The following is a 19,902-nucleotide window of genomic DNA, read 5'->3' as shown; positions in this document are numbered from 1 at the left end:
GGCGCGCTCCTCGTACGCTCGGAGCATGTCAGAGGTGTATGCGGACCGCCGTGTACGGCTGCGCGATCGGTGCGCGGCCGCGGGCAGCCCGGCGGCCCTGGTCTCCCGCCCCGCCAACGTCCGCTATCTCGCGGGCGGTTCGCCCCCCGGCGCCGTGCTCCTCGTCGGGCCGGAGCCGGACGCCGACGTCCTGCTCTGCCCCGTCGCGCCCGGCGGCGAACCGGCCGACGGACGGCTCGACGAGCTGCTCCGCCGGCAGGTCCTGCCGATCGGTGGCGGTGATCCGGCCGTCGCCGCCGTCGACCTCGCCCGCCGGGCGGGCGCCGACGCGCTCGCCGTGGAGGAGCACCACCTGACCGTGGCCCGGCACCGGGAGATGGGTTCCATCGCGCCGGGACTGCGCCTCGCCGACCTCGCGTGCGCCGTGGAGCAGCTGAGGATCGTCAAGGACGAGGACGAGATCGCCTGCCTCCGGATCGCCGCCGAGATCGCCGACCAGGCGCTCGGGGAGCTTCTGGAGTCGATCCTCGTGGGGCGGACGGAGCGGCACCTCGCCCTGGAACTGGAGCGGCGGCTCGTCGACCACGGGGCCGACGGGGCCGCCTTTCCCACCTCGGTGGCGACGGGGCCGCACTCCGGGCGGCGCGGGCACCGGCCCACCGACCGCCGGGTTGAGGAGGGGGATTTCCTCTCCGTCTGCCTCGGCGCCGACTACCGGGGCTACCGCTGCGAGATCGGCCGCACGTTCGTCATCGGAACGACGCCGGCCGACTGGCAGATCGAGCTCTACGAACTCGTCTTCGCCGCTCAGCGGGCCGGCCGGGAGTCCCTGGTACCCGGCGCCGAGTACCGTGACGTGGACCGCGCGGCCCGCCAGATCCTGGACGCGGCGGGGCACGCGGAGGCGGCCGTACCCCTCACCGGGCACGGGGTGGGGCTCGAAATCGACGAGGACCCGCAGCTCGCACCCTCGGCCATGGGTAAACTGGACGCTTGTGTGCCGGTCACCGTCGAACCGGGGGTCCACCTCCCGGGCCGGGGCGGGGTCCGGATCGATGACACGCTCGTCGTGCGCCAGGAGGCGGACGGCGGACCCGAGCTACTCACCATCACGACCAAGGAGCTGCTCGCGCTGTAAGGCGCGTACGCCTCCGTGGTCCACGTCAGTCCAGGAGATTCCGCAACCGTGGCTTCCACGAACGACCTCAAGAACGGCATGGTGCTCAAGCTCGAAGGCGGCCAGCTCTGGTCCGTCGTCGAGTTCCAGCACGTCAAGCCCGGCAAGGGCCCGGCCTTCGTGCGCACCAAGCTCAAGAACGTGCTGTCCGGCAAGGTCGTCGACAAGACCTTCAACGCCGGCGTGAAGGTCGAGACGGCCACCATCGACCGCCGCGACATGCAGTTCTCCTACATGGACGGCGACTACTTCGTCTTCATGGACATGGAGACGTACGACCAGCTCATGGTCGAGCGCAAGGCCGTCGGCGACGCCGCCAACTTCCTGATCGAGGGCTTCACCGCCTCCGTCGCCCAGCACGAGGGCTCGGTGCTCTACGTCGAGCTCCCCGCCGCCGTCGTGCTGACGATCGAGCACACCGACCCGGGCGTCCAGGGTGACCGCTCCACCGGCGGCACCAAGCCCGCCAAGCTGGAGACCGGCCATGAGATCCAGGTCCCGCTCTTCGTCACCACCGGTGAGAAGGTCAAGGTCGACACCCGCACCAGCGACTACCTCGGCCGGGTGAACGACTAACCGTGGCCGCTCGGAGCAAGGCCCGCAAGCGCGCCTTCCAGATCCTCTTCGAGGCCGACCAGCGTGGCGCCTCCGTCCAGGAGGTCCTCGCGGACCAGGTCCGGCACGCGCGGTCGGACGACCGTCAGCCGCCGGTCAACGACTTCACCATGCAGCTGGTCGAGGGGTACGCGGCCCACGTGGCGCGGATCGACGAGCTCATCGCGACCTACGCGGTGGACTGGGACCTCGATCGGATGCCCGTCGCCGACCGGAACATCGTGCGCCTCGGTGCGTACGAGCTGATCTGGGAGGACGGTACGCCGGACGCGGTCGCGATCGACGAGGCGGTGCAGCTCGCCAAGGAGTTCTCCACGGACGAGTCCCCGACCTTCGTCAACGGCCTGCTCGCGCGCTTCAAGGACTTGAAGCCGCGGCTGCGTCGAGACACCGACGCCTGAGCCGCCTGAGTCCTCGGACGTCAGCGGCGGTCGAAGGGGCCCGCAGCACTCGTGCTGCGGGCCCCTTCGGCGTTCCCCGGGCTTCCTGGGTCCCCTGCACGCCCTGGGTTCCCTGTGGCTGGTGGGACGAAAAACGCCGGGCCCGTGGACGTCGGATGACGTCCACGGGCCCGGCGGTACGTTTCTGCTGAGCCTCCGGCAGGAAGCGGCAGGTCAGTTGTCCTCGTGGGCGACCGCGCGGCGCGCGTCCGCGTCGAGCACGCCCCAGCTGATCAGCTGCTCGGTGAGGACCGAGGGGGACTGGTCGTAGATGACGGCGAGGGTGCGCAGGTCGTCCTGGCGGATCGACAGCACCTTGCCGTTGTAGTCGCCGCGCTGCGACTGGATCGTCGCCGCGTAGCGCTGGAGCGGGCCCGCCTTCTCCTGCGGGACGTGGGCCAGGCGCTCCAGGTCCAGGACCAGCTTCGGCGGCGGCTCGGCGGCCCCGCCCGGGGTCGTGCCCGGCAGGAGCTCCTGCACCGGCACCCCGTAGAAATCAGCCAGCTCGGCAAGGCGCTGCACGGTCACCGCGCGGTCGCCACGCTCGTACGAGCCCACCACGACGGCCTTCCAGCGCCCCTGGGACTTCTCCTCCACCCCGTGGAGGGAGAGACCCTGCTGGGTGCGGATGGCGCGGAGTTTGGCCCCGAGCTGCTTTGCGTATTCGCTGGACATAACGCTCCCGGACGCTGTGACGACATGCGGCTGCGCCGCGCGGCTGGTAACTCACTGTGAGGTTACGCAGCGTTACTCTTTCCCGTCAAGCCGAAAGGTCCGCACCACCCCCTCCTGAGGGACGGTGCGCGGAGTGGCGACCGGGGTGCGAGCAGGACGGCCGACCGTTCCTGGTAACGTTGACGGCGCAAATCCGACGTCCTTTAAGAGCCGTCCCGTGAGGCGGAGAAGGAGGTCCGTTTCTTCATGGACACCCAGCAGCAGTACGGCGATGACGCGCGGCCCGTTCTCGAGGCCCCGGACATCGCGCGGGTCCTCACCCGCATCGCACACGAGATCGTCGAGCGCGCCAAGGGCGCGGACGACGTGGTTCTCCTCGGCATTCCCACCCGCGGTGTCTTCCTCGCCCGCCGGCTCGCCGAGAAGCTCGAATCGATCACCGGCACCAAGATCCCGGTCGGTTCCCTCGACATCACCATGTACCGGGACGACCTGCGGCTGAAGCCCGCCCGTGCCCTCGGCCGCACCGAGATCCCCGGTGACGGCATCGACGGCCGTCTGGTCGTCCTCGTCGACGACGTGCTCTTCTCCGGCCGCACCATCCGCGCCGCCCTCGACGCCCTCGGCGACATCGGCCGGCCGCGCGCCGTCCAGCTCGCCGTCCTCGTCGACCGCGGCCACCGCGAGCTTCCGATCCGGGCCGACTACGTCGGCAAGAACCTCCCCACGTCGCTGCGGGAGACGGTCAAGGTCCAGCTCGCCGAGGAGGACGGTCGCGACACCGTCCTGCTCGGCTCCAGGCCCTCCGCCTAGCCGGACCGGCTTCCCCCGCGGGGCCGGGGCACACCCCTGCGCCCCCGCATGCCCTCACACTCCCCACCACGGAGAGACACCCCGATGATGCGTCACCTCATCTCGGCCGCCGACCTCACCCGCGACGACGCCGTCCTGATCCTCGACACCGCCGAGGAGATGGCCCGGGTTGCCGACCGGCCCATCAGGAAGCTGCCGACCCTGCGCGGCCGGACCATCTGCAACCTCTTCTTCGAGGACTCCACCCGGACCCGGATCTCCTTCGAGGCCGCAGAGAAGCGCCTCTCCGCCGACGTGATCAACTTCACGGCCAAGGGCTCCAGCGTCTCCAAGGGCGAGTCCCTCAAGGACACCGCGCAGACCCTGGAGGCCATGGGCGTCGACGCGGTCGTCATCCGGCACAGCGCCTCCGGAGCCCCGTACCGCCTCGCCACCTCCGGCTGGATCGACGCCCCCGTCGTCAACGCCGGCGACGGCACCCACCAGCACCCCACCCAGGCCCTCCTGGACGCCTTCACCATGCGCCGCCGTCTGGTCGGCAGGGACGCCGGGCTCGGCCGGGACCTCGCGGGCAAGCGGATCACGCTCGTCGGCGACGTCCTGCACAGCCGGGTCGCCCGCTCCAACGTCGACCTGCTGCACACCCTCGGCGCCGAGGTCACCCTGGTGGCCCCGCCCACCCTGGTCCCCGTCGGCGTCGAGACCTGGCCCTGCGAGGTCTCGTACGACCTCGACCGGGTGCTGCCGAAGTCGGACGCGGTCATGATGCTGCGTGTGCAGCGCGAGCGGATGAACGCCGCCTTCTTCCCCACCGAGCGCGAGTACTCGCGCCGGTACGGGCTCGACGGCGACCGGATGGCGAAGATGCCCGAGCACGCCATCGTCATGCACCCCGGCCCCATGGTCCGCGGCATGGAGATCACCGCCGAGGTCGCCGACTCCGACCGCTGCACGGTCGTCGAGCAGGTCGCCAACGGCGTGTCCATCCGGATGGCGGTCCTCTACCTGCTTCTGGGCGGCAACGACTCGGCCGTCACCCACACCCGTACCGAGGAGAACAAGTAACCATGAGCAAGATCCTTATCCGCGGTGCGCAGGTGCTGGGCGGCGAGGTCCAGGACGTCCTGGTCGACGGCGAGACCATCGAGCAGGTCGGTACCGACCTGTCCGCCGAGGGCGCCACCGTCATCGAGGCCCAGGGCCAGATCCTGCTGCCCGGCCTGGTCGACCTCCACACCCATCTGCGCGAGCCCGGCCGCGAGGACTCCGAGACCGTCCTCACCGGCACCCGCGCCGCCGCCTCCGGCGGCTTCACCGCCGTCTTCGCCATGGCCAACACCCACCCGGTCGCCGACACCGCCGGTGTCGTCGAGCAGGTCTACCGCCTCGGCAAGGAGTCCGGCTACTGCGACGTGCAGCCCATCGGCGCCGTCACCGTCGGCCTTGAGGGCAAGAAGCTCGCCGAGCTCGGCGCCATGCACGACTCCGCCGCCGGCGTCACCGTCTTCTCCGACGACGGCAAGTGCGTCGACGACGCCGTCATCATGCGCCGCGCCCTGGAGTACGTGAAGGCCTTCGGCGGCGTCGTCGCCCAGCACGCCCAGGAGCCCCGCCTCACCGAGGGCGCCCAGATGAACGAGGGCATCGTCTCCGCCGAGCTGGGCCTCGGCGGCTGGCCCGCCGTCGCCGAGGAGTCGATCATCGCCCGCGACGTCCTCCTCGCCGAGCACGTCGGCTCCCGCGTCCACATCTGCCACCTCTCCACCGCCGGCTCCGTCGAGATCGTCCGCTGGGCCAAGTCCCGCGGCATCGACGTCACCGCCGAGGTCACCCCGCACCACCTCCTCCTCACGGACGAGCTGGTCCGCTCGTACGACCCCGTCTACAAGGTCAACCCGCCGCTGCGCACCGAGAAGGACGTCCTCGCGCTGCGCGAGGCGCTGGCCGACGGCACGATCGACATCGTCGCCACCGACCACGCCCCGCACCCGCACGAGGACAAGGACTGCGAGTGGGCCGCGGCCGCCATGGGCATGGTCGGCCTGGAGACCGCCCTCTCCGTCGTCCAGCAGACGATGGTCGAGACCGGCCTCCTCGACTGGGCCGGCGTCGCCGACCGCATGTCCTTCGCGCCCGCCCGCATCGGACGGGCCAAGGGCCACGGACGACCCGTCTCGGCAGGTGAGCCCGCGAACCTGACCCTGGTCGATCCGGCTTACCGTGGTGTGGTGGACCCCGCGGACTTCGCCTCCCGCAGCCGAAACACCCCCTACGAGGGCCGTGAGCTGCCGGGACGCGTCACCCACACCTTCCTGCGGGGCCGGGCAACGGTCGTGGACGGGAAGCTGGCGTGACACCACTCATCGCAATCGCCGCAGAGGCAGCCGATCAGAAGTCGGCGGAGGTGACCGACTGGGCCGGAAGGATCGGCTGGGTCGTCGGGCTCCTGCTCTTCATCGCCTTCGTCTACTGGCTGATGCGCCAGGGCTGGAAGTGGCGCGGCAGCCTCCAGTCGGACCTGCCCGAGCTGCCCACCGCGCCGCGGACGGCCGGGGCGGCGAAACTGACTCTCAGCGGGCGCTACCACGGGTCCACGACCGCCGGGCAGTGGCTCGACCGGATCGTCGCCCACGGCCTCGGCACCCGCAGCCGCGTCGAGCTCACGCTCACCGACGCCGGACTCGCCGTCGTACGCCCCGGGGCGAACGACTTCTTCGTCCCGGCCGAGGCCCTGCGCGAGGCCCGCCTCGACAAGGGCATCGCCGGCAAGGTCCTCGCCGAGGGCGGCCTGCTGATCGTCACCTGGGCGCACGGCGACAAACTGCTCGACTCCGGCTTCCGGTCCGACCGGGCGGCCGAGCACACCGCCTGGGTCGAGGCCATCAACTCCATGAACCCCGTAAGCACGACGGAAGGCATCGCACGATGACGACCTCCACCAGGGGAGCCGTGAAGGTTCCCGCCGTACTCGTCCTGGAGGACGGCCGCACCTTCAGCGGCCGCGCCTACGGGGCCGTGGGGGAGACCTTCGGCGAGGCCGTGTTCTCCACCGGCATGTCCGGCTACCAGGAGACCCTCACCGACCCGTCGTACCACCGCCAGGTCGTGGTCATGACCGCCCCGCACGTCGGCAACACCGGCGTCAACGACGAGGACCCCGAGTCCGGCCGGATCTGGGTCTCCGGCTACGTCGTCCGCGACCCCGCCCGCGTCTCCTCCAACTGGCGCGCCACCCGCACCCTCGACGAGGAGCTGGAGCGCCAGGGCGTCGTCGGCATCTCCGGCATCGACACCCGCGCCCTCACCCGCCACCTGCGCGAGCGCGGCGCCATGCGCGTCGGCATCTTCTCCGGCACCGCCTTGAACAGCGCCTCCGGCGCGGGCGTCGCCCCCGAGGCCGAGCTGCTCTCCCGCGTGCAGGCGCAGCCCCAGATGAAGGGCGCGAACCTCTACGCCGAGGTCGCCACCAAGGAGCCGTACGTCGTCCCCGCGATCGGCGAGAAGAAGTTCACCGTCGCCGCCGTCGACCTCGGCATCAAGGGCATGACCCCGCACCGGATGGCCGAGCGCGGCATCGAGGTGCACGTGCTGCCCGCCACCGCCACCGCCGAGGACGTCTACGCGGTGAACCCGGACGGCGTCTTCTTCTCCAACGGCCCCGGCGACCCGGCCACCGCCGACGGTCCCGTCGCCGTCATGCAGGCCGTCCTGGAGCGCGGAACGCCGCTCTTCGGCATCTGCTTCGGCAACCAGATCCTCGGCCGCGCCCTCGGCTTCGGCACCTACAAGCTGAAGTACGGCCACCGCGGCATCAACCAGCCCGTCCAGGACCGCACCACCGGCAAGGTCGAGGTCACCGCGCACAACCACGGCTTCGCCGTCGACGCGCCCCTCGACAAGGTCTCCGACACCCCCTACGGGCGCGCCGAGGTCTCCCACGTGTGCCTGAACGACAACGTCGTGGAAGGCCTCCGGCTGCTCGACCAGCCGGCCTTCTCCGTCCAGTACCACCCCGAGGCGGCCGCGGGCCCGCACGACGCCGCGTACCTCTTCGACCGCTTCGTATCCCTGATGGAGGCCGAGCGTGCCTAAGCGCACCGATATCCAGTCCGTCCTGGTCATCGGCTCCGGCCCGATCGTCATCGGGCAGGCCGCCGAGTTCGACTACTCCGGCACCCAGGCCTGCCGAGTCCTCAAGGCCGAGGGCCTGCGGGTCATCCTGGTCAACTCCAACCCGGCCACGATCATGACCGACCCGGAGATCGCCGACGCCACGTACGTCGAGCCGATCACCCCCGAGTTCGTCGAGAAGATCATCGCCAAGGAGCGCCCCGACGCCCTCCTGCCCACCCTCGGCGGCCAGACCGCGCTCAACACCGCGATCTCCATGCACGAGCAGGGCGTCCTGGAGAAGTACGGCGTCGAGCTCATCGGCGCCAACGTCGAGGCCATCAACAAGGGCGAGGACCGCGACCTCTTCAAGGGCGTCGTCGAGGCCGTCAAGGCCAAGATCGGCTACGGCGAGTCCGCCCGCTCGGTCATCTGCCACACCATGGACGACGTCATCAAGGGCGTCGACACCCTCGGCGGCTACCCCGTCGTCGTCCGCCCCTCCTTCACCATGGGCGGCGCCGGCTCCGGCTTCGCCCACGACGAGGACGAGCTGCGCCGCATCGCGGGCCAGGGCCTCACGCTCTCCCCGACCACCGAGGTGCTCCTGGAGGAGTCCATCCTCGGCTGGAAGGAGTACGAGCTGGAGCTGATGCGCGACAAGAACGACAACGTCGTGGTCGTCTGCTCCATCGAGAACTTCGACCCGATGGGCGTCCACACCGGTGACTCGATCACCGTCGCCCCGGCGATGACGCTCACCGACCGCGAGTACCAGCGGCTGCGCGACATCGGCATCGCGATCATCCGCGAGGTCGGCGTCGACACCGGCGGCTGCAACATCCAGTTCGCGATCGACCCGGTCGACGGCCGGATCATCGTCATCGAGATGAACCCGCGTGTCTCCCGCTCCTCGGCGCTCGCCTCCAAGGCGACCGGCTTCCCGATCGCCAAGATCGCGGCCCGGCTCGCCGTCGGCTACACGCTGGACGAGATCCCCAACGACATCACGGAGAAGACCCCGGCGTCCTTCGAGCCCACGCTCGACTACGTCGTCGTCAAGGCCCCGCGCTTCGCCTTCGAGAAGTTCCCCTCCGCCGACTCCACGCTGACCACGACCATGAAGTCGGTCGGCGAGGCCATGGCGATCGGCCGCAACTTCACCGAGGCGCTCCAGAAGGCCCTGCGCTCCCTGGAGAAGAAGGGCTCGCAGTTCACCTTCGTCGGCGAGCCGGGCGACAAGGCCGAGCTGCTCCGCGAGTCGGTCCGCCCGACCGACGGCCGCATCAACACCGTCATGCAGGCGATCCGGGCCGGCGCCACCCCGCAGGAGGTCTTCGACGCCACGAAGATCGACCCGTGGTTCGTCGACCAGCTCTTCCTGATCAAGGAGATCGCCGACGAGCTGGCCGCCGCCGACAAGCTCGACCCGGAGATCCTCGCCGAGGCCAAGCGCCACGGCTTCTCCGACGCCCAGATCGCCGAGATCCGGGGCCTGCGCGAGGACGTCGTCCGCGAGGTCCGGCACGCCCTGGGCGTCCGCCCGGTCTACAAGACGGTCGACACCTGCGCCGCCGAGTTCGCCGCCAAGACCCCGTACTTCTACTCCTCGTACGACGAGGAGAGCGAGGTCGCGCCGCGCACCAAGCCCGCCGTGATCATCCTGGGCTCCGGCCCGAACCGCATCGGCCAGGGCATCGAGTTCGACTACTCCTGCGTCCACGCCTCCTTCGCGCTCAGCGACGCCGGCTACGAGACCGTGATGGTCAACTGCAACCCGGAGACCGTCTCCACGGACTACGACACCTCCGACCGTCTGTACTTCGAGCCGCTCACGCTCGAGGACGTCCTGGAGATCGTCCACGCCGAGACGCTGGCCGGCCCCGTCGCCGGTGTCGTCGTCCAGCTCGGCGGACAGACCCCGCTGGGCCTGTCGCAGGCGCTCAAGGACAACGGCGTGCCGGTCGTCGGCACCTCCCCGGAGGCCATCCACGCCGCCGAGGACCGCGGCGCCTTCGGCCAGGTCCTCGCCGACGCCGGTCTCCCCGCCCCCAAGCACGGCACCGCGACCACCTTCGCCGGCGCCAAGGCCATCGCCGACGAGATCGGCTACCCCGTCCTCGTACGCCCCTCGTACGTGCTCGGCGGCCGCGGCATGGAGATCGTCTACGACGAGTCCCGCCTGGAGTCGTACATCGCCGAGTCCACCGAGATCAGCCCCACCCGGCCGGTCCTGGTCGACCGCTTCCTCGACGACGCCATCGAGATCGACGTCGACGCCCTCTACGACGGCGAGGAGCTCTACCTCGGCGGCGTCATGGAGCACATCGAGGAAGCCGGCATCCACTCCGGCGACTCGGCCTGCGCCCTGCCCCCGATCACCCTCGGCGGCTTCGACATCAAGCGGCTGCGCGCCTCCACCGAGGCCATCGCCAAGGGCGTCGGCGTGCGCGGTCTGATCAACATCCAGTTCGCGATGGCCGGCGACATCCTCTACGTCCTGGAGGCCAACCCCCGCGCATCCCGGACCGTCCCCTTCACCTCGAAGGCGACCGCCGTCCCGCTCGCGAAGGCCGCCGCCCGCATCTCGCTCGGCGCCACCATCGCCGAGCTGCGCGCCGAGGGCCTGCTGCCGAGGACCGGCGACGGCGGCACCCTGCCGCTCGACGCGCCGATCTCCGTCAAGGAGGCCGTCATGCCGTGGTCGCGCTTCCGCGACGTGCACGGCCGCGGCGTCGACACCGTCCTCGGCCCGGAGATGCGCTCCACCGGCGAGGTCATGGGCATCGACGCGGTCTTCGGCACGGCGTACGCCAAGTCCCAGGCCGGCGCCTACGGCCCGCTGCCCACCAAGGGCCGCGCGTTCATCTCGGTCGCCAACCGCGACAAGCGCACGATGATCTTCCCGGCGCGCGAGCTCGTCGCCCACGGTTTCGAGCTGATGGCCACCTCCGGCACCGCCGAGGTCCTGCGCCGCAACGGCATCAACGCCACCGTCGTGCGCAAGCTCAGCGAGGGCGAGGGCCCCAACGGCGAGAAGACGATCGTCCAGCTCATCCACGACGGCCAGGTCGACCTGATCGTCAACACCCCGTACGGCACCGGCGGCCGCCTCGACGGCTACGAGATCCGTACGGCGGCGGTCGCCCGCAGCGTCCCCTGCCTCACCACGGTCCAGGCGCTCGCCGCGGCCGTCCAGGGCATCGACGCGCTCAACCGGGGCGACGTGGGCGTCCGCTCGCTCCAGGAGCACGCGGAGCACCTGACCGCGGCCCGCGACTAGCAGCCCGTACGACGAGGGGGACACCGGCAGGACCTGCGGTGTCCCCCTCGTCATGAGCAGACCTGGACCGGAAACATGTACAAGTTCTTCTTCGACCTCGTCTTCAAGCGCATGGACCCCGAGGAGGCCCACTACCTGGCCTTCCGCTGGATCCGGCTCGCCGCCCGCACCCCCGTGCTCCGGACCTTCGTCGCCGCCGTCCTGGCGCCCCGGTACAAGGAGCTGCGCACCGAGGCCCTCGGCCTCCGCATGCACGGTCCCTTCGGGCTCGCCGCCGGCTTCGACAAGAACGCCGTCGCCATCGACGGCATGTCGATGCTCGGCTTCGACCACGTCGAGATCGGCACGGTCACCGGCGAGCCCCAGCCCGGCAACCCCAAGAAGCGGCTCTTCCGGCTCGTCCCCGACCGCGCCCTGATCAACCGCATGGGCTTCAACAACGAGGGCTCCGCCGCCGTCGCCGCCCGCCTCCACGCGCGCGTGCCGGTCTTCAGGACCGTCGTGGGCGTCAACATCGGCAAGACCAAGGTCGTCCCGGAGGCCGAGGCCGCCGCCGACTACGTGAAGTCCACCGAGCGCCTCGCCGCGCACGCCGACTACCTGGTCGTGAACGTCTCCTCGCCGAACACCCCGGGCCTGCGCAACCTCCAGGCCACCGAGTCCCTGCGGCCGCTCCTCACGGCGGTACGGGAGGCGGCCGACCGGACGGTCACCGACCGCCGCGTCCCGCTCCTGGTGAAGATCGCTCCCGACCTGGCCGACGAGGACGTCGACGCCGTCGCCGACCTCGCCCTGGAGCTCGGCCTCGACGGCATCATCGCCACCAACACCACCATCGCGCGCGAAGGCCTGGGTCTGAAGTCCGACCCCGCGCTGATCAAGGAGACCGGCGGCCTCTCCGGCGCCCCCGTCAAGGAGCGCTCCCTCGCGGTCCTCAGGCGCCTCCACGCGCGCGTGGGCGACCGGCTGGTCCTGGTGGGCGTCGGCGGCATCGAGAACGCCGAGGACGCCTGGCAGCGCATCCTGGCCGGCGCCACCCTCATCCAGGGCTACAGCGCCTTCATCTACGAGGGCCCGTTCTATGCCCGCGCGATCCACAAGGGCCTCGCCGCGCGCCTCGCGGCCTCCCCGTACGCCACCCTCGCCGAGGCCGTCGGCGCCGACAACCGAAAGGCCACCCCGTGACCCTCTCCTTCGGCACCCGCCTGCGCTCCGCCATGGACGAGCGCGGCCCGCTCTGCGTCGGCATCGACCCGCACGCCGCGCTGCTCGACTCCTGGGGCCTGACCGACGACATCGCCGGCCTGGAGCGCTTCACCTTCACCGTCGTCGAGGCGCTCGCCGACACCGTGGCCGTCTTCAAGCCCCAGTCCGCCTTCTTCGAGCGCTTCGGCTCGCGCGGCATCGCCGTCCTGGAGCGGGCCGTCGCCGACCTGCGCGCGGCGGGCGGCCTGGTCGTCATGGACGCCAAACGCGGTGACATCGGCTCGACCATGGCCGCGTACGCCGAGACGTTCCTGCGCAAGGACTCCCCGCTCTTCTCCGACGCGCTCACGGTCTCCCCGTACCTCGGCTACGGCTCCCTGAAGCCGGCCGTCGACCTGGCCCGCGAGTCCGGCGCCGGACTCTTCGTCCTGGCCCTCACGTCCAACCCGGAGGGGTCGGAGGTCCAGCGGGCCGTGCGCGAGGACGGCCGGACGATCGGCGCGACGATGCTGGCCCACCTGGCCGAGGAGAACGCGGGGGAGACCCCGATGGGCTCCTTCGGCGCGGTCGTCGGCGCCACCCTCGGCGACCTGTCCTCGTTCGACCTGGACATCAACGGCCCCCTCCTGGCCCCCGGCATCGGCGCCCAGGGCGCGACCCCGGCCGACCTCCCCGCCGTCTTCGGCTCGGCCGTCGGCAACGTCGTCCCGAACGTCAGCCGCGGGGTCCTGCGGCACGGCCCGGACGCGACCGCCCTGCGGGACTCGGCGCACCGGTACGCGGACGAGATCCGCGCCGCCGTCGGCGGATAACGGACGCCACGGTCAATCCGCAGGTCGGAGCGGATCGACCCCGTTTCGGAGCCGTTTCGGCCCGGTGAGACGAACCGTCTCACCGGGCCGTCTCACTCCTTGACGAAAACTTGGCTCAAAACCGGGTCGTTATGCCGGAAAAGTCCCGGTCAGTCGATGCTGACCAGGACTTTTCCGCTGTTCTCGCTGACTGGAGCGGCCTCGGCCGCTAGTCTCCGGAGCAGAGCAGGCGTTCAACGACCACTGCGTTGATCGTTGCTCCACTGGTGTGGGGCGACTAGGTTCCTCACCGGTCCGTATCCGACAGATCGACATCCGAGGTGACGTAGGCGTGGCTCTTCCGCCCCTTACCCCTGAACAGCGCGCAGCCGCGCTCGAAAAGGCCGCCGCGGCTCGCCGGGAGCGGGCCGAGGTCAAGAATCGACTCAAGCACTCCGGCGCCTCGCTTCACGAGGTCATCAAGACCGGCCAGGAGAACGACGTCATCGGCAAGATGAAGGTCTCCGCGCTGCTCGAATCGCTCCCGGGCGTCGGCAAGGTCCGCGCCAAGCAGATCATGGAGCGGCTCGGCATCTCCGAGAGCCGCCGGGTGCGCGGTCTCGGTTCCAACCAGATCGCCTCCCTGGAGCGCGAGTTCGGCAGCACCGGCGCCTGATCCGGTGCCCCGTCCGGCTTCCGATCCGGGACGCGCGTCCCGGGCACCCTCGTAAAGCTGGAATAATCGCTGCATGGCAGCAGAGGCACGTCCGCGGCTGACCGTGCTCTCCGGCCCTTCAGGGGTCGGCAAGAGCACGGTCGTCGCTCATATGCGCAAGGTCCACCCCGAGGTCTGGCTCTCGGTGTCGGCGACGACACGGAAGCCCCGCCCCGGCGAGAAGAACGGCGTCCACTACTTCTTCGTGACGGACGACGAGTTCGACAAGCTGATCGCCAACGGTGAGCTCCTCGAATGGGCCGAGTTCGCGGGCAACCGCTACGGCACCCCGCGCGGCGCCGTCCTCGAGCGTCTCGGCTCCGGCGAGCCGGTGCTCCTGGAGATCGACCTCCAGGGCGCCCGTCAGGTCAAGGACTCGATGCCCGAGTCGCAGCTGGTCTTCCTGGCCCCGCCGAGCTGGGAGGAGCTGGTCCGCCGCCTCACCGGCCGCGGCACCGAGTCGCCCGAGGTCATCGAGCGCCGTCTGGCCGCCGCGAAGGTCGAACTGGCCGCCGAGTCGGAGTTCGACACCACCCTCGTCAACACCTCCGTCGAGGACGTGGCGCGCGAGCTGCTAACGTTGATGCTGCTGTCCACTGAGGGCCGGGACAACAACGGCTGACGCCGAGGGCCTCCTGACCCGACAGCATTTCTCATCTTTTTCCATCTTCGGAAGGTAGAGCGTGTCCTCTTCCATGACTGCGCCCGAGGGCATCATCAACCCGCCGATCGACGAGCTGCTCGAGGCCACGGACTCGAAGTACAGCCTCGTGATCTACGCGGCCAAGCGCGCGCGTCAGATCAACGCGTACTACTCCCAGCTCGGCGAGGGCCTGCTGGAGTACGTGGGTCCGCTCGTCGACACCCACGTCCACGAGAAGCCGCTCTCGATCGCCCTGCGGGAGATCAACGCGGGTCTGCTGACGTCCGAGGCCATCGAGGGTCCGGCGCAGTAAGCACGTAACGCTTGTCACCACAGGCCCGGCGGAACATCCGCCGGGCCTGTGGTGTCTCATGGAGTCGTACGCATCCGAGCGCGGGGAGTGACAGCCGTGGCCAAGCCGAAGGTCGTTCTGGGGGTCAGCGGCGGTATCGCCGCCTACAAGGCGTGCGAGCTGCTGCGCCGGCTCACCGAGTCGGGCCACGACGTCCGCGTCGTCCCCACCGACTCCGCCCTCCACTTCGTCGGCGAGGCCACCTGGTCCGCGCTCTCCGGCAACCCCGTCTCCACCGAGGTGTGGGAGTCCGTCCACGAGGTCCCGCACGTCCGGATCGGCCAGGCCGCCGACCTCGTCGTCGTCGCCCCCGCCACCGCCGACATGCTCGCCAAGGCCGCCCACGGCCTCGCGGACGACCTGCTCACCAACACACTGCTCACCGCGCGCTGTCCCGTCGTCTTCGCCCCCGCCATGCACACCGAGATGTGGGAGCACCCGGCGACCCAGGAGAACGTGGCCACCCTGCGCCGCCGCGGCGCCGTCGTCATCGAGCCCGCGGTCGGCCGTCTCACCGGCGTCGACACCGGCAAGGGCCGGCTCCCCGACCCGGCCGAGATCTTCGAGGTCTGCCGCAACATCTTGAATCGGCACGGTCTCGCCCGAGGCGCGGCCGCCGCCCCGGACCTCGCCGGACGTCATGTCGTGGTGAGCGCCGGCGGTACCCGCGAGCCGCTCGATCCCGTCCGCTACCTGGGCAACCGCTCCTCCGGGAAGCAGGGCTACGCCCTCGCGAAGGCCGCCGCCGCCCGCGGCGCCCGGGTCACCCTCGTCGAGGCCAACACCGGCATCGCCGACCCGGCCGGCGTCGACGTCGTCCACGTCGGCACCGCGCTCCAGCTGCGGGAGGCCGTGCTCAAGGCCGTCGCCGACGCCGACGCGGTGGTGATGGCGGCGGCCGTCGCCGACTTCCGCCCCGCCGTCTACGCCGCGGGGAAGATCAAGAAGAAGGACGACGGCGGAGCGCCCACCGTCGAGCTGGTCCGCAACCCCGACATCCTCGCCGAGCTCGCCGCCGACCGCGCCCTGCCCGGCCAGGTCGTCGTCGGCTTCGCCGCCGAGACGGACGACGTCCTCGCCAACGGCCGCGAGAAGCTCCGCCGCAAGGGCTGCGACCTCCTCGTCGTCAACGAGGTGGGGGAGCGGAAGACCTTCGGCTCCGAGGAGAACGAGGCCGTGGTCCTCGCCTCGGACGGCGCCGAGACCCCCGTGCCGTACGGGCCGAAGGAAGCCCTCGCCGAGACCGTGTGGGACCTGATCCTGCCGAGGCTGCGCTCCACGACCTGACGGCGGGCGTGAACCTGACACACCACGTCCCGCGAAGCCCGTGGGACCCCGGACGCGTGTGATGTGTGCCCCACCAGGGCCAGGACCGGCCCCGAGCGGGCCGGATTCACCCGCTCAGGGCATTCGCCAGGCGAGACACCTGGTCCATCCCCCGACCACGACCGATAGACTGTCCGCGGAACGTCTTGGGGCGCAGCCCCTGCCGGTCCGCTAACGAATAGCCAGCAGCCGCTGCAACCCCAGGGAGCGTTGTGTCCCGTCGTCTGTTCACCTCGGAGTCCGTCACCGAGGGGCACCCCGACAAGATCGCTGACCAGATCAGCGACACCATCCTCGACGCGCTGCTGCGCGAGGACCCCACCTCGCGTGTCGCCGTCGAGACGCTGATCACCACCGGCCTCGTGCACGTCGCCGGTGAGGTCACCACCAAGGCGTGGGCGGACATCCCGACCCTCGTCCGGAACAAGATCCTCGAGATCGGTTACGACTCCTCGAAGAAGGGCTTCGACGGCGCCTCCTGCGGCGTGTCGGTGTCCATCGGGTCGCAGTCCCCGGACATCGCCCAGGGTGTCGACACGGCGTACGAGAAGCGCGTCGAGGGCGATGAGGACGAGCTGGACAAGCAGGGCGCCGGCGACCAGGGCCTGATGTTCGGCTACGCGTCGGACGAGACCCCCGAGCTGATGCCGCTGCCGATCCACATCGCGCACCGGCTCTCCCGCCGACTGACCGAGGTCCGCAAGAACGGCACCATCCCGTACCTGCGTCCCGACGGCAAGACCCAGGTCACCATCGAGTACGACGGCGACAAGGCCGTCCGTCTCGACACGGTCGTGGTCTCCTCGCAGCACGCCTCGGACATCGACCTGGAGTCGCTGCTCGCGCCCGACATCCGCGAGTTCGTCGTCGAGCACGTCCTGAAGCAGCTCGTCGAGGACGGCATCAAGCTCGACACCGACGGCTACCGCCTCCTGGTGAACCCGACCGGCCGCTTCGAGATCGGCGGCCCGATGGGCGACGCCGGCCTCACCGGCCGCAAGATCATCATCGACACCTACGGCGGCATGGCCCGCCACGGTGGCGGCGCGTTCTCCGGCAAGGACCCGTCCAAGGTCGACCGCTCGGCCGCCTACGCCATGCGCTGGGTCGCCAAGAACGTCGTCGCCGCGGGCCTCGCCGCGCGCTGCGAGGTCCAGGTCGCGTACGCGATCGGCAAGGCCGAGCCCGTCGGTCTGTTCGTCGAGACCTTCGGCACCAACACCGTCGAGAACGAGAAGATCGAGAACGCCATCGCCGAGGTCTTCGACCTCCGCCCGGCCGCGATCATCCGCGACCTCGACCTGCTCCGCCCGATCTACTCCCAGACCGCCGCCTACGGCCACTTCGGCCGTGAGCTGCCGGACTTCACCTGGGAGCGCACGGACCGCGTGGACGCCCTGAAGCAGGCCGCAGGCCTGTAATCCGGACGCAGTCGACCGGAGCCCGGTACCCCCTCGCGGGGTGCCGGGCTCCGGTCATGTCCGGCTGTCGGTGGCGTCTGGTAGGTATGGGGCTGTGAGCAGCGAGAACGAGAAGTCCTCCGAAGAGCCCGAGCAGCTCGCGCTCATTCGGGAGACGGTGCGGAAGGCGAAGGTCCCGCGGGCCAAGCCGCGGACCTGGCGTGGGGCCGCGCTTGCCAAGGAGCTGCCCGTGGCGCGGGTCGTGGTGAACAAGGGCTCGCTCCACCTCGACCAGTTCTTCGACTACGCGGTGCCCGAGGAGCTGGACGAGGCCGCCCAGCCCGGGGTGCGGGTACGGGTGCGGTTCGGCGCCGGGGCGCACCAGGTCAAGAGCGGCCGGCGGGAGGGCGGGCGGCTCATCGACGGCTTCCTCGTCGAGCGGCGCGCCACCTCCGACTACTCCGGGCCGCTGGCAGCGCTCGCCGACGTCGTCTCACCGGAGCCCGTGCTCGGCCCGGAACTGCTCGGGCTCGCCCGCGCCGTCGCCGACCGGTACGCGGGAAGCCTCGCGGACGTGCTCCAGCTCGCCGTGCCGCCGCGCAGCGCCAAGGCCGAGGGCCGCCCGTCGCCGGAGCCGCTGCCGCCACCGACCGCGCCGGAACCGGGAACCTGGACGCGGTACGAGCGGGGGCCCGCGTTCCTGGAGTCCCTCGCGCGCGGCGGGACGCCCCGCGCCGTGTGGAACGCGCTCCCGGGCCCGTACTGGGCCGAGGAGATCGCCCGTGCCGTGGCCGCCACCCTCGCCTCCGGCCGGGGCGCGCTCGTCGTCGTTCCGGACGGACGGGCGGCGGCACGGGTCGACGCGGCGCTCACCGCGGTCCTGGGGGAGGGGCGGCACGCGCTGCTCACCGCGGAGGCGGGCCCCGAGAAGCGGTACGCGCAGTGGCTCGCGGTGCGGCGCGGCGCGGTGCGGGCCGTCGTCGGCACCCGGGCGGCGATGTTCGCCCCCGTACGCGATCTCGGGCTCGTCGTCATCTGGGACGACGGCGACGGCAGCCACAGCGAGCTTCACGCCCCGCAGCCGCACGCCCGTGACGTGCTGCTGCTCCGCGCCGCCCATGACCGGTGCGCCTTCCTCCTCGGCAGCACCAGCTGCACCGTCGAGGCCGCCCAGCTCGTGGAGTCCGGCTGGGCCAAGGCACTGAACGCCGGACGCGACCAGGTCCGCAGGGCCGCTCCGCTGATCCGGACCGTGGGTGACGGCGAACTCGCCCGCGACGAGGCCGCGCGCGCCGCCCGGCTGCCCTCGCTGGCCTGGCAGACCGTACGGGAAGGACTCAAGACCGGTCCGGTGCTCGTCCAGGTGCCCCGCCGCGGGTACGTGCCGAGGCTGGCCTGTGAACGGTGCCGGACGCCTGCCCGCTGCCGGCACTGCGCCGGGCCCCTCGAGGCCCCCGAGCAGCGGGAGCTGCACTGCGGCTGGTGCGGGCGCGGCGCCCTCGACTGGCACTGCGTGGCCTGCGGCTCGACCAGGCTGCGGGCCCAGGTGGTGGGCGCGCGGCGGACGGCGGAGGAACTCGGCCGGGCGTTCCCCGCGGTGCCGGTCAGGACCTCGGGCCGTGACCACATCCTGGACAGCGTGCCGGGCCGGCCCGCGCTCGTCGTCTCCACGCCGGGCGCCGAACCGGTCGCCGAGGGGGGCTACGCGGCCGCACTCCTGCTCGACGGCTGGGCCATGCTCGGCCGGCCCGATCTGCGCGCGGGCGAGGAGGCGCTGCGCCGCTGGATCGACGCGGCCTCGCTGGTACGGGGCCAGGGCGAGGCCGGCACAGGCGGCGGCGTCGTCGTCGTGGTGGCCGAGCCGACGCTCCGGCCGGTCCAGGCGCTGGTCCGCTGGGACCCGGTCGGCCATGCACAGCGGGAGCTGGCCGAGCGGGCCGAGCTGGGCTTCCCGCCGGTCTCCCGGATGGCGGCGGTGACGGGCCCGCCGGAGGCGGTCGAGGGGTTCCTCGCGGCGGCCGGGCTGCCCGCCGACGCCGAGGTGCTGGGTCCGGTGCCGCTGCCGGTGGTCCGGCCCGGTGGGCCGCGCAGACCGGGCGACCCGCCGCCGGGCGAGCAGTGGGACCGGGCCCTGGTCCGGGTCCCTCCGGGCAGTGGCGCGGCCCTCGCGGCGGCGCTGAAGCAGGCGCGGGCGGGCCGGCTCGCCCGCGGCGGGGGCGACCCGGTACGGATCCGGGTGGACCCGCCGGACATCGGCTGACGGGCGACGGGCGACGGGCGACGGGCGGGCAGGCAGGGCGGTCGGGCGACGGCGGTCGCGTACGAGATGTGCCGGCCGGACACGCGGGACGGCCGC

Annotated in this window: 18 protein-coding genes; 17 read left to right on the top strand and 1 reads right to left on the bottom strand. The window is 71.4% G+C overall.

Features of this window, described 5'->3' with window-relative positions:
- Positions 1-25 precede the first annotated feature (25 nt).
- The 3 genes from IO20_RS0118235 to nusB are packed head-to-tail and all read left to right on the top strand — an operon-like array spanning position 26 to position 2,193.
- The gene (locus IO20_RS0118235) at positions 26-1,138 is read left to right on the top strand and encodes an aminopeptidase P family protein (protein ID WP_030551909.1); all 1,113 of its coding nucleotides are present in this window, start codon (positions 26-28) and stop codon (positions 1,136-1,138) included.
- 48 nt (positions 1,139-1,186) lie between these two features.
- Entirely contained in the window at positions 1,187-1,753 is a 567-nt protein-coding gene (gene efp, locus IO20_RS0118230; protein WP_030204497.1) for an elongation factor P, read from the top strand.
- A gap of 2 nt (positions 1,754-1,755) precedes the next feature.
- Positions 1,756-2,193, top strand: coding sequence for a transcription antitermination factor NusB (nusB, locus tag IO20_RS0118225; protein ID WP_030204495.1), 438 nt, complete (start codon positions 1,756-1,758; stop codon positions 2,191-2,193).
- A 213-nt stretch (positions 2,194-2,406) separates the two neighbouring features.
- Here nusB and bldD read toward each other — a convergent pair whose 3' ends face one another.
- Positions 2,407-2,907, bottom strand: a complete 501-nt coding sequence (gene bldD, locus IO20_RS0118220) for a transcriptional regulator BldD (protein WP_017242229.1) — start codon at positions 2,905-2,907, stop codon at positions 2,407-2,409.
- A gap of 246 nt (positions 2,908-3,153) precedes the next feature.
- Between bldD and pyrR the strand changes: the two genes are divergently transcribed.
- The 14 genes from pyrR to IO20_RS0118150 all read left to right on the top strand — a co-directional run bounded on the left by pyrR (position 3,154) and on the right by IO20_RS0118150 (position 19,806).
- Positions 3,154-3,720, top strand: a complete 567-nt coding sequence (gene pyrR, locus IO20_RS0118215; protein WP_030551910.1) for a bifunctional pyr operon transcriptional regulator/uracil phosphoribosyltransferase PyrR — start codon at positions 3,154-3,156, stop codon at positions 3,718-3,720.
- 84 nt (positions 3,721-3,804) lie between these two features.
- On the top strand, positions 3,805-4,785 hold the full coding sequence (locus tag IO20_RS0118210; protein WP_030551911.1) for an aspartate carbamoyltransferase catalytic subunit: 981 nt from the start codon (positions 3,805-3,807) through the stop codon (positions 4,783-4,785).
- 2 nt (positions 4,786-4,787) lie between these two features.
- The gene (locus IO20_RS0118205; RefSeq protein ID WP_030551912.1) at positions 4,788-6,074 is read left to right on the top strand and encodes a dihydroorotase; all 1,287 of its coding nucleotides are present in this window, start codon (positions 4,788-4,790) and stop codon (positions 6,072-6,074) included.
- Positions 6,071-6,649, top strand: coding sequence for a PH-like domain-containing protein (locus IO20_RS0118200; RefSeq protein WP_030551913.1), 579 nt, complete (start codon positions 6,071-6,073; stop codon positions 6,647-6,649). Before IO20_RS0118205 ends, IO20_RS0118200 begins: the two co-directional genes overlap by 4 nt.
- On the top strand, positions 6,646-7,812 hold the full coding sequence (gene carA / locus IO20_RS0118195) for a glutamine-hydrolyzing carbamoyl-phosphate synthase small subunit (RefSeq protein WP_030551914.1): 1,167 nt from the start codon (positions 6,646-6,648) through the stop codon (positions 7,810-7,812). The genes IO20_RS0118200 and carA overlap by 4 nt, the downstream gene beginning before the upstream one ends.
- On the top strand, positions 7,805-11,113 hold the full coding sequence (gene carB, locus IO20_RS0118190) for a carbamoyl-phosphate synthase large subunit (RefSeq protein ID WP_030551915.1): 3,309 nt from the start codon (positions 7,805-7,807) through the stop codon (positions 11,111-11,113). Before carA ends, carB begins: the two co-directional genes overlap by 8 nt.
- A 75-nt stretch (positions 11,114-11,188) precedes the next feature.
- The gene (locus tag IO20_RS0118185) at positions 11,189-12,298 is read left to right on the top strand and encodes a quinone-dependent dihydroorotate dehydrogenase (protein ID WP_030551916.1); all 1,110 of its coding nucleotides are present in this window, start codon (positions 11,189-11,191) and stop codon (positions 12,296-12,298) included.
- Positions 12,295-13,131 (top strand): orotidine-5'-phosphate decarboxylase, encoded by an 837-nt coding sequence (gene pyrF, locus IO20_RS0118180; protein WP_030551917.1) that lies wholly within the window; start codon positions 12,295-12,297, stop codon positions 13,129-13,131. The genes IO20_RS0118185 and pyrF overlap by 4 nt, the downstream gene beginning before the upstream one ends.
- Positions 13,132-13,462: 331 nt before the next feature.
- The gene (locus IO20_RS0118175) at positions 13,463-13,786 is read left to right on the top strand and encodes an integration host factor (protein ID WP_030204477.1); all 324 of its coding nucleotides are present in this window, start codon (positions 13,463-13,465) and stop codon (positions 13,784-13,786) included.
- Between the two features lie 73 nt (positions 13,787-13,859).
- On the top strand, positions 13,860-14,447 hold the full coding sequence (gmk, locus tag IO20_RS0118170; RefSeq protein ID WP_030204475.1) for a guanylate kinase: 588 nt from the start codon (positions 13,860-13,862) through the stop codon (positions 14,445-14,447).
- Between the two features lie 61 nt (positions 14,448-14,508).
- Positions 14,509-14,781, top strand: coding sequence for a DNA-directed RNA polymerase subunit omega (gene rpoZ, locus IO20_RS0118165; protein ID WP_017242218.1), 273 nt, complete (start codon positions 14,509-14,511; stop codon positions 14,779-14,781).
- A gap of 96 nt (positions 14,782-14,877) precedes the next feature.
- Positions 14,878-16,107 carry a bifunctional phosphopantothenoylcysteine decarboxylase/phosphopantothenate--cysteine ligase CoaBC gene (coaBC, locus tag IO20_RS0118160; RefSeq protein ID WP_030551918.1) on the top strand — a complete coding sequence of 410 codons (1,230 nt, stop codon included), beginning with the start codon at positions 14,878-14,880 and terminating at the stop codon, positions 16,105-16,107.
- Between the two features lie 251 nt (positions 16,108-16,358).
- A complete protein-coding gene (gene metK / locus IO20_RS0118155) occupies positions 16,359-17,567 on the top strand; it encodes a methionine adenosyltransferase (protein WP_030551919.1) in 1,209 nt (402 codons plus the stop codon).
- Between the two features lie 94 nt (positions 17,568-17,661).
- A complete protein-coding gene (locus IO20_RS0118150) occupies positions 17,662-19,806 on the top strand; it encodes a primosomal protein N' (RefSeq protein WP_030551920.1) in 2,145 nt (714 codons plus the stop codon).
- Positions 19,807-19,902 lie beyond the last annotated feature (96 nt).

It is taken from the genome of Streptomyces exfoliatus, assembly GCF_000725545.1.
GTDB classification, from domain to species: domain Bacteria; phylum Actinomycetota; class Actinomycetes; order Streptomycetales; family Streptomycetaceae; genus Streptomyces; species Streptomyces exfoliatus.
Note: the sequence above shows the minus strand (reverse complement) of the source record. Positions and strands in the feature narration are given on the sequence as shown.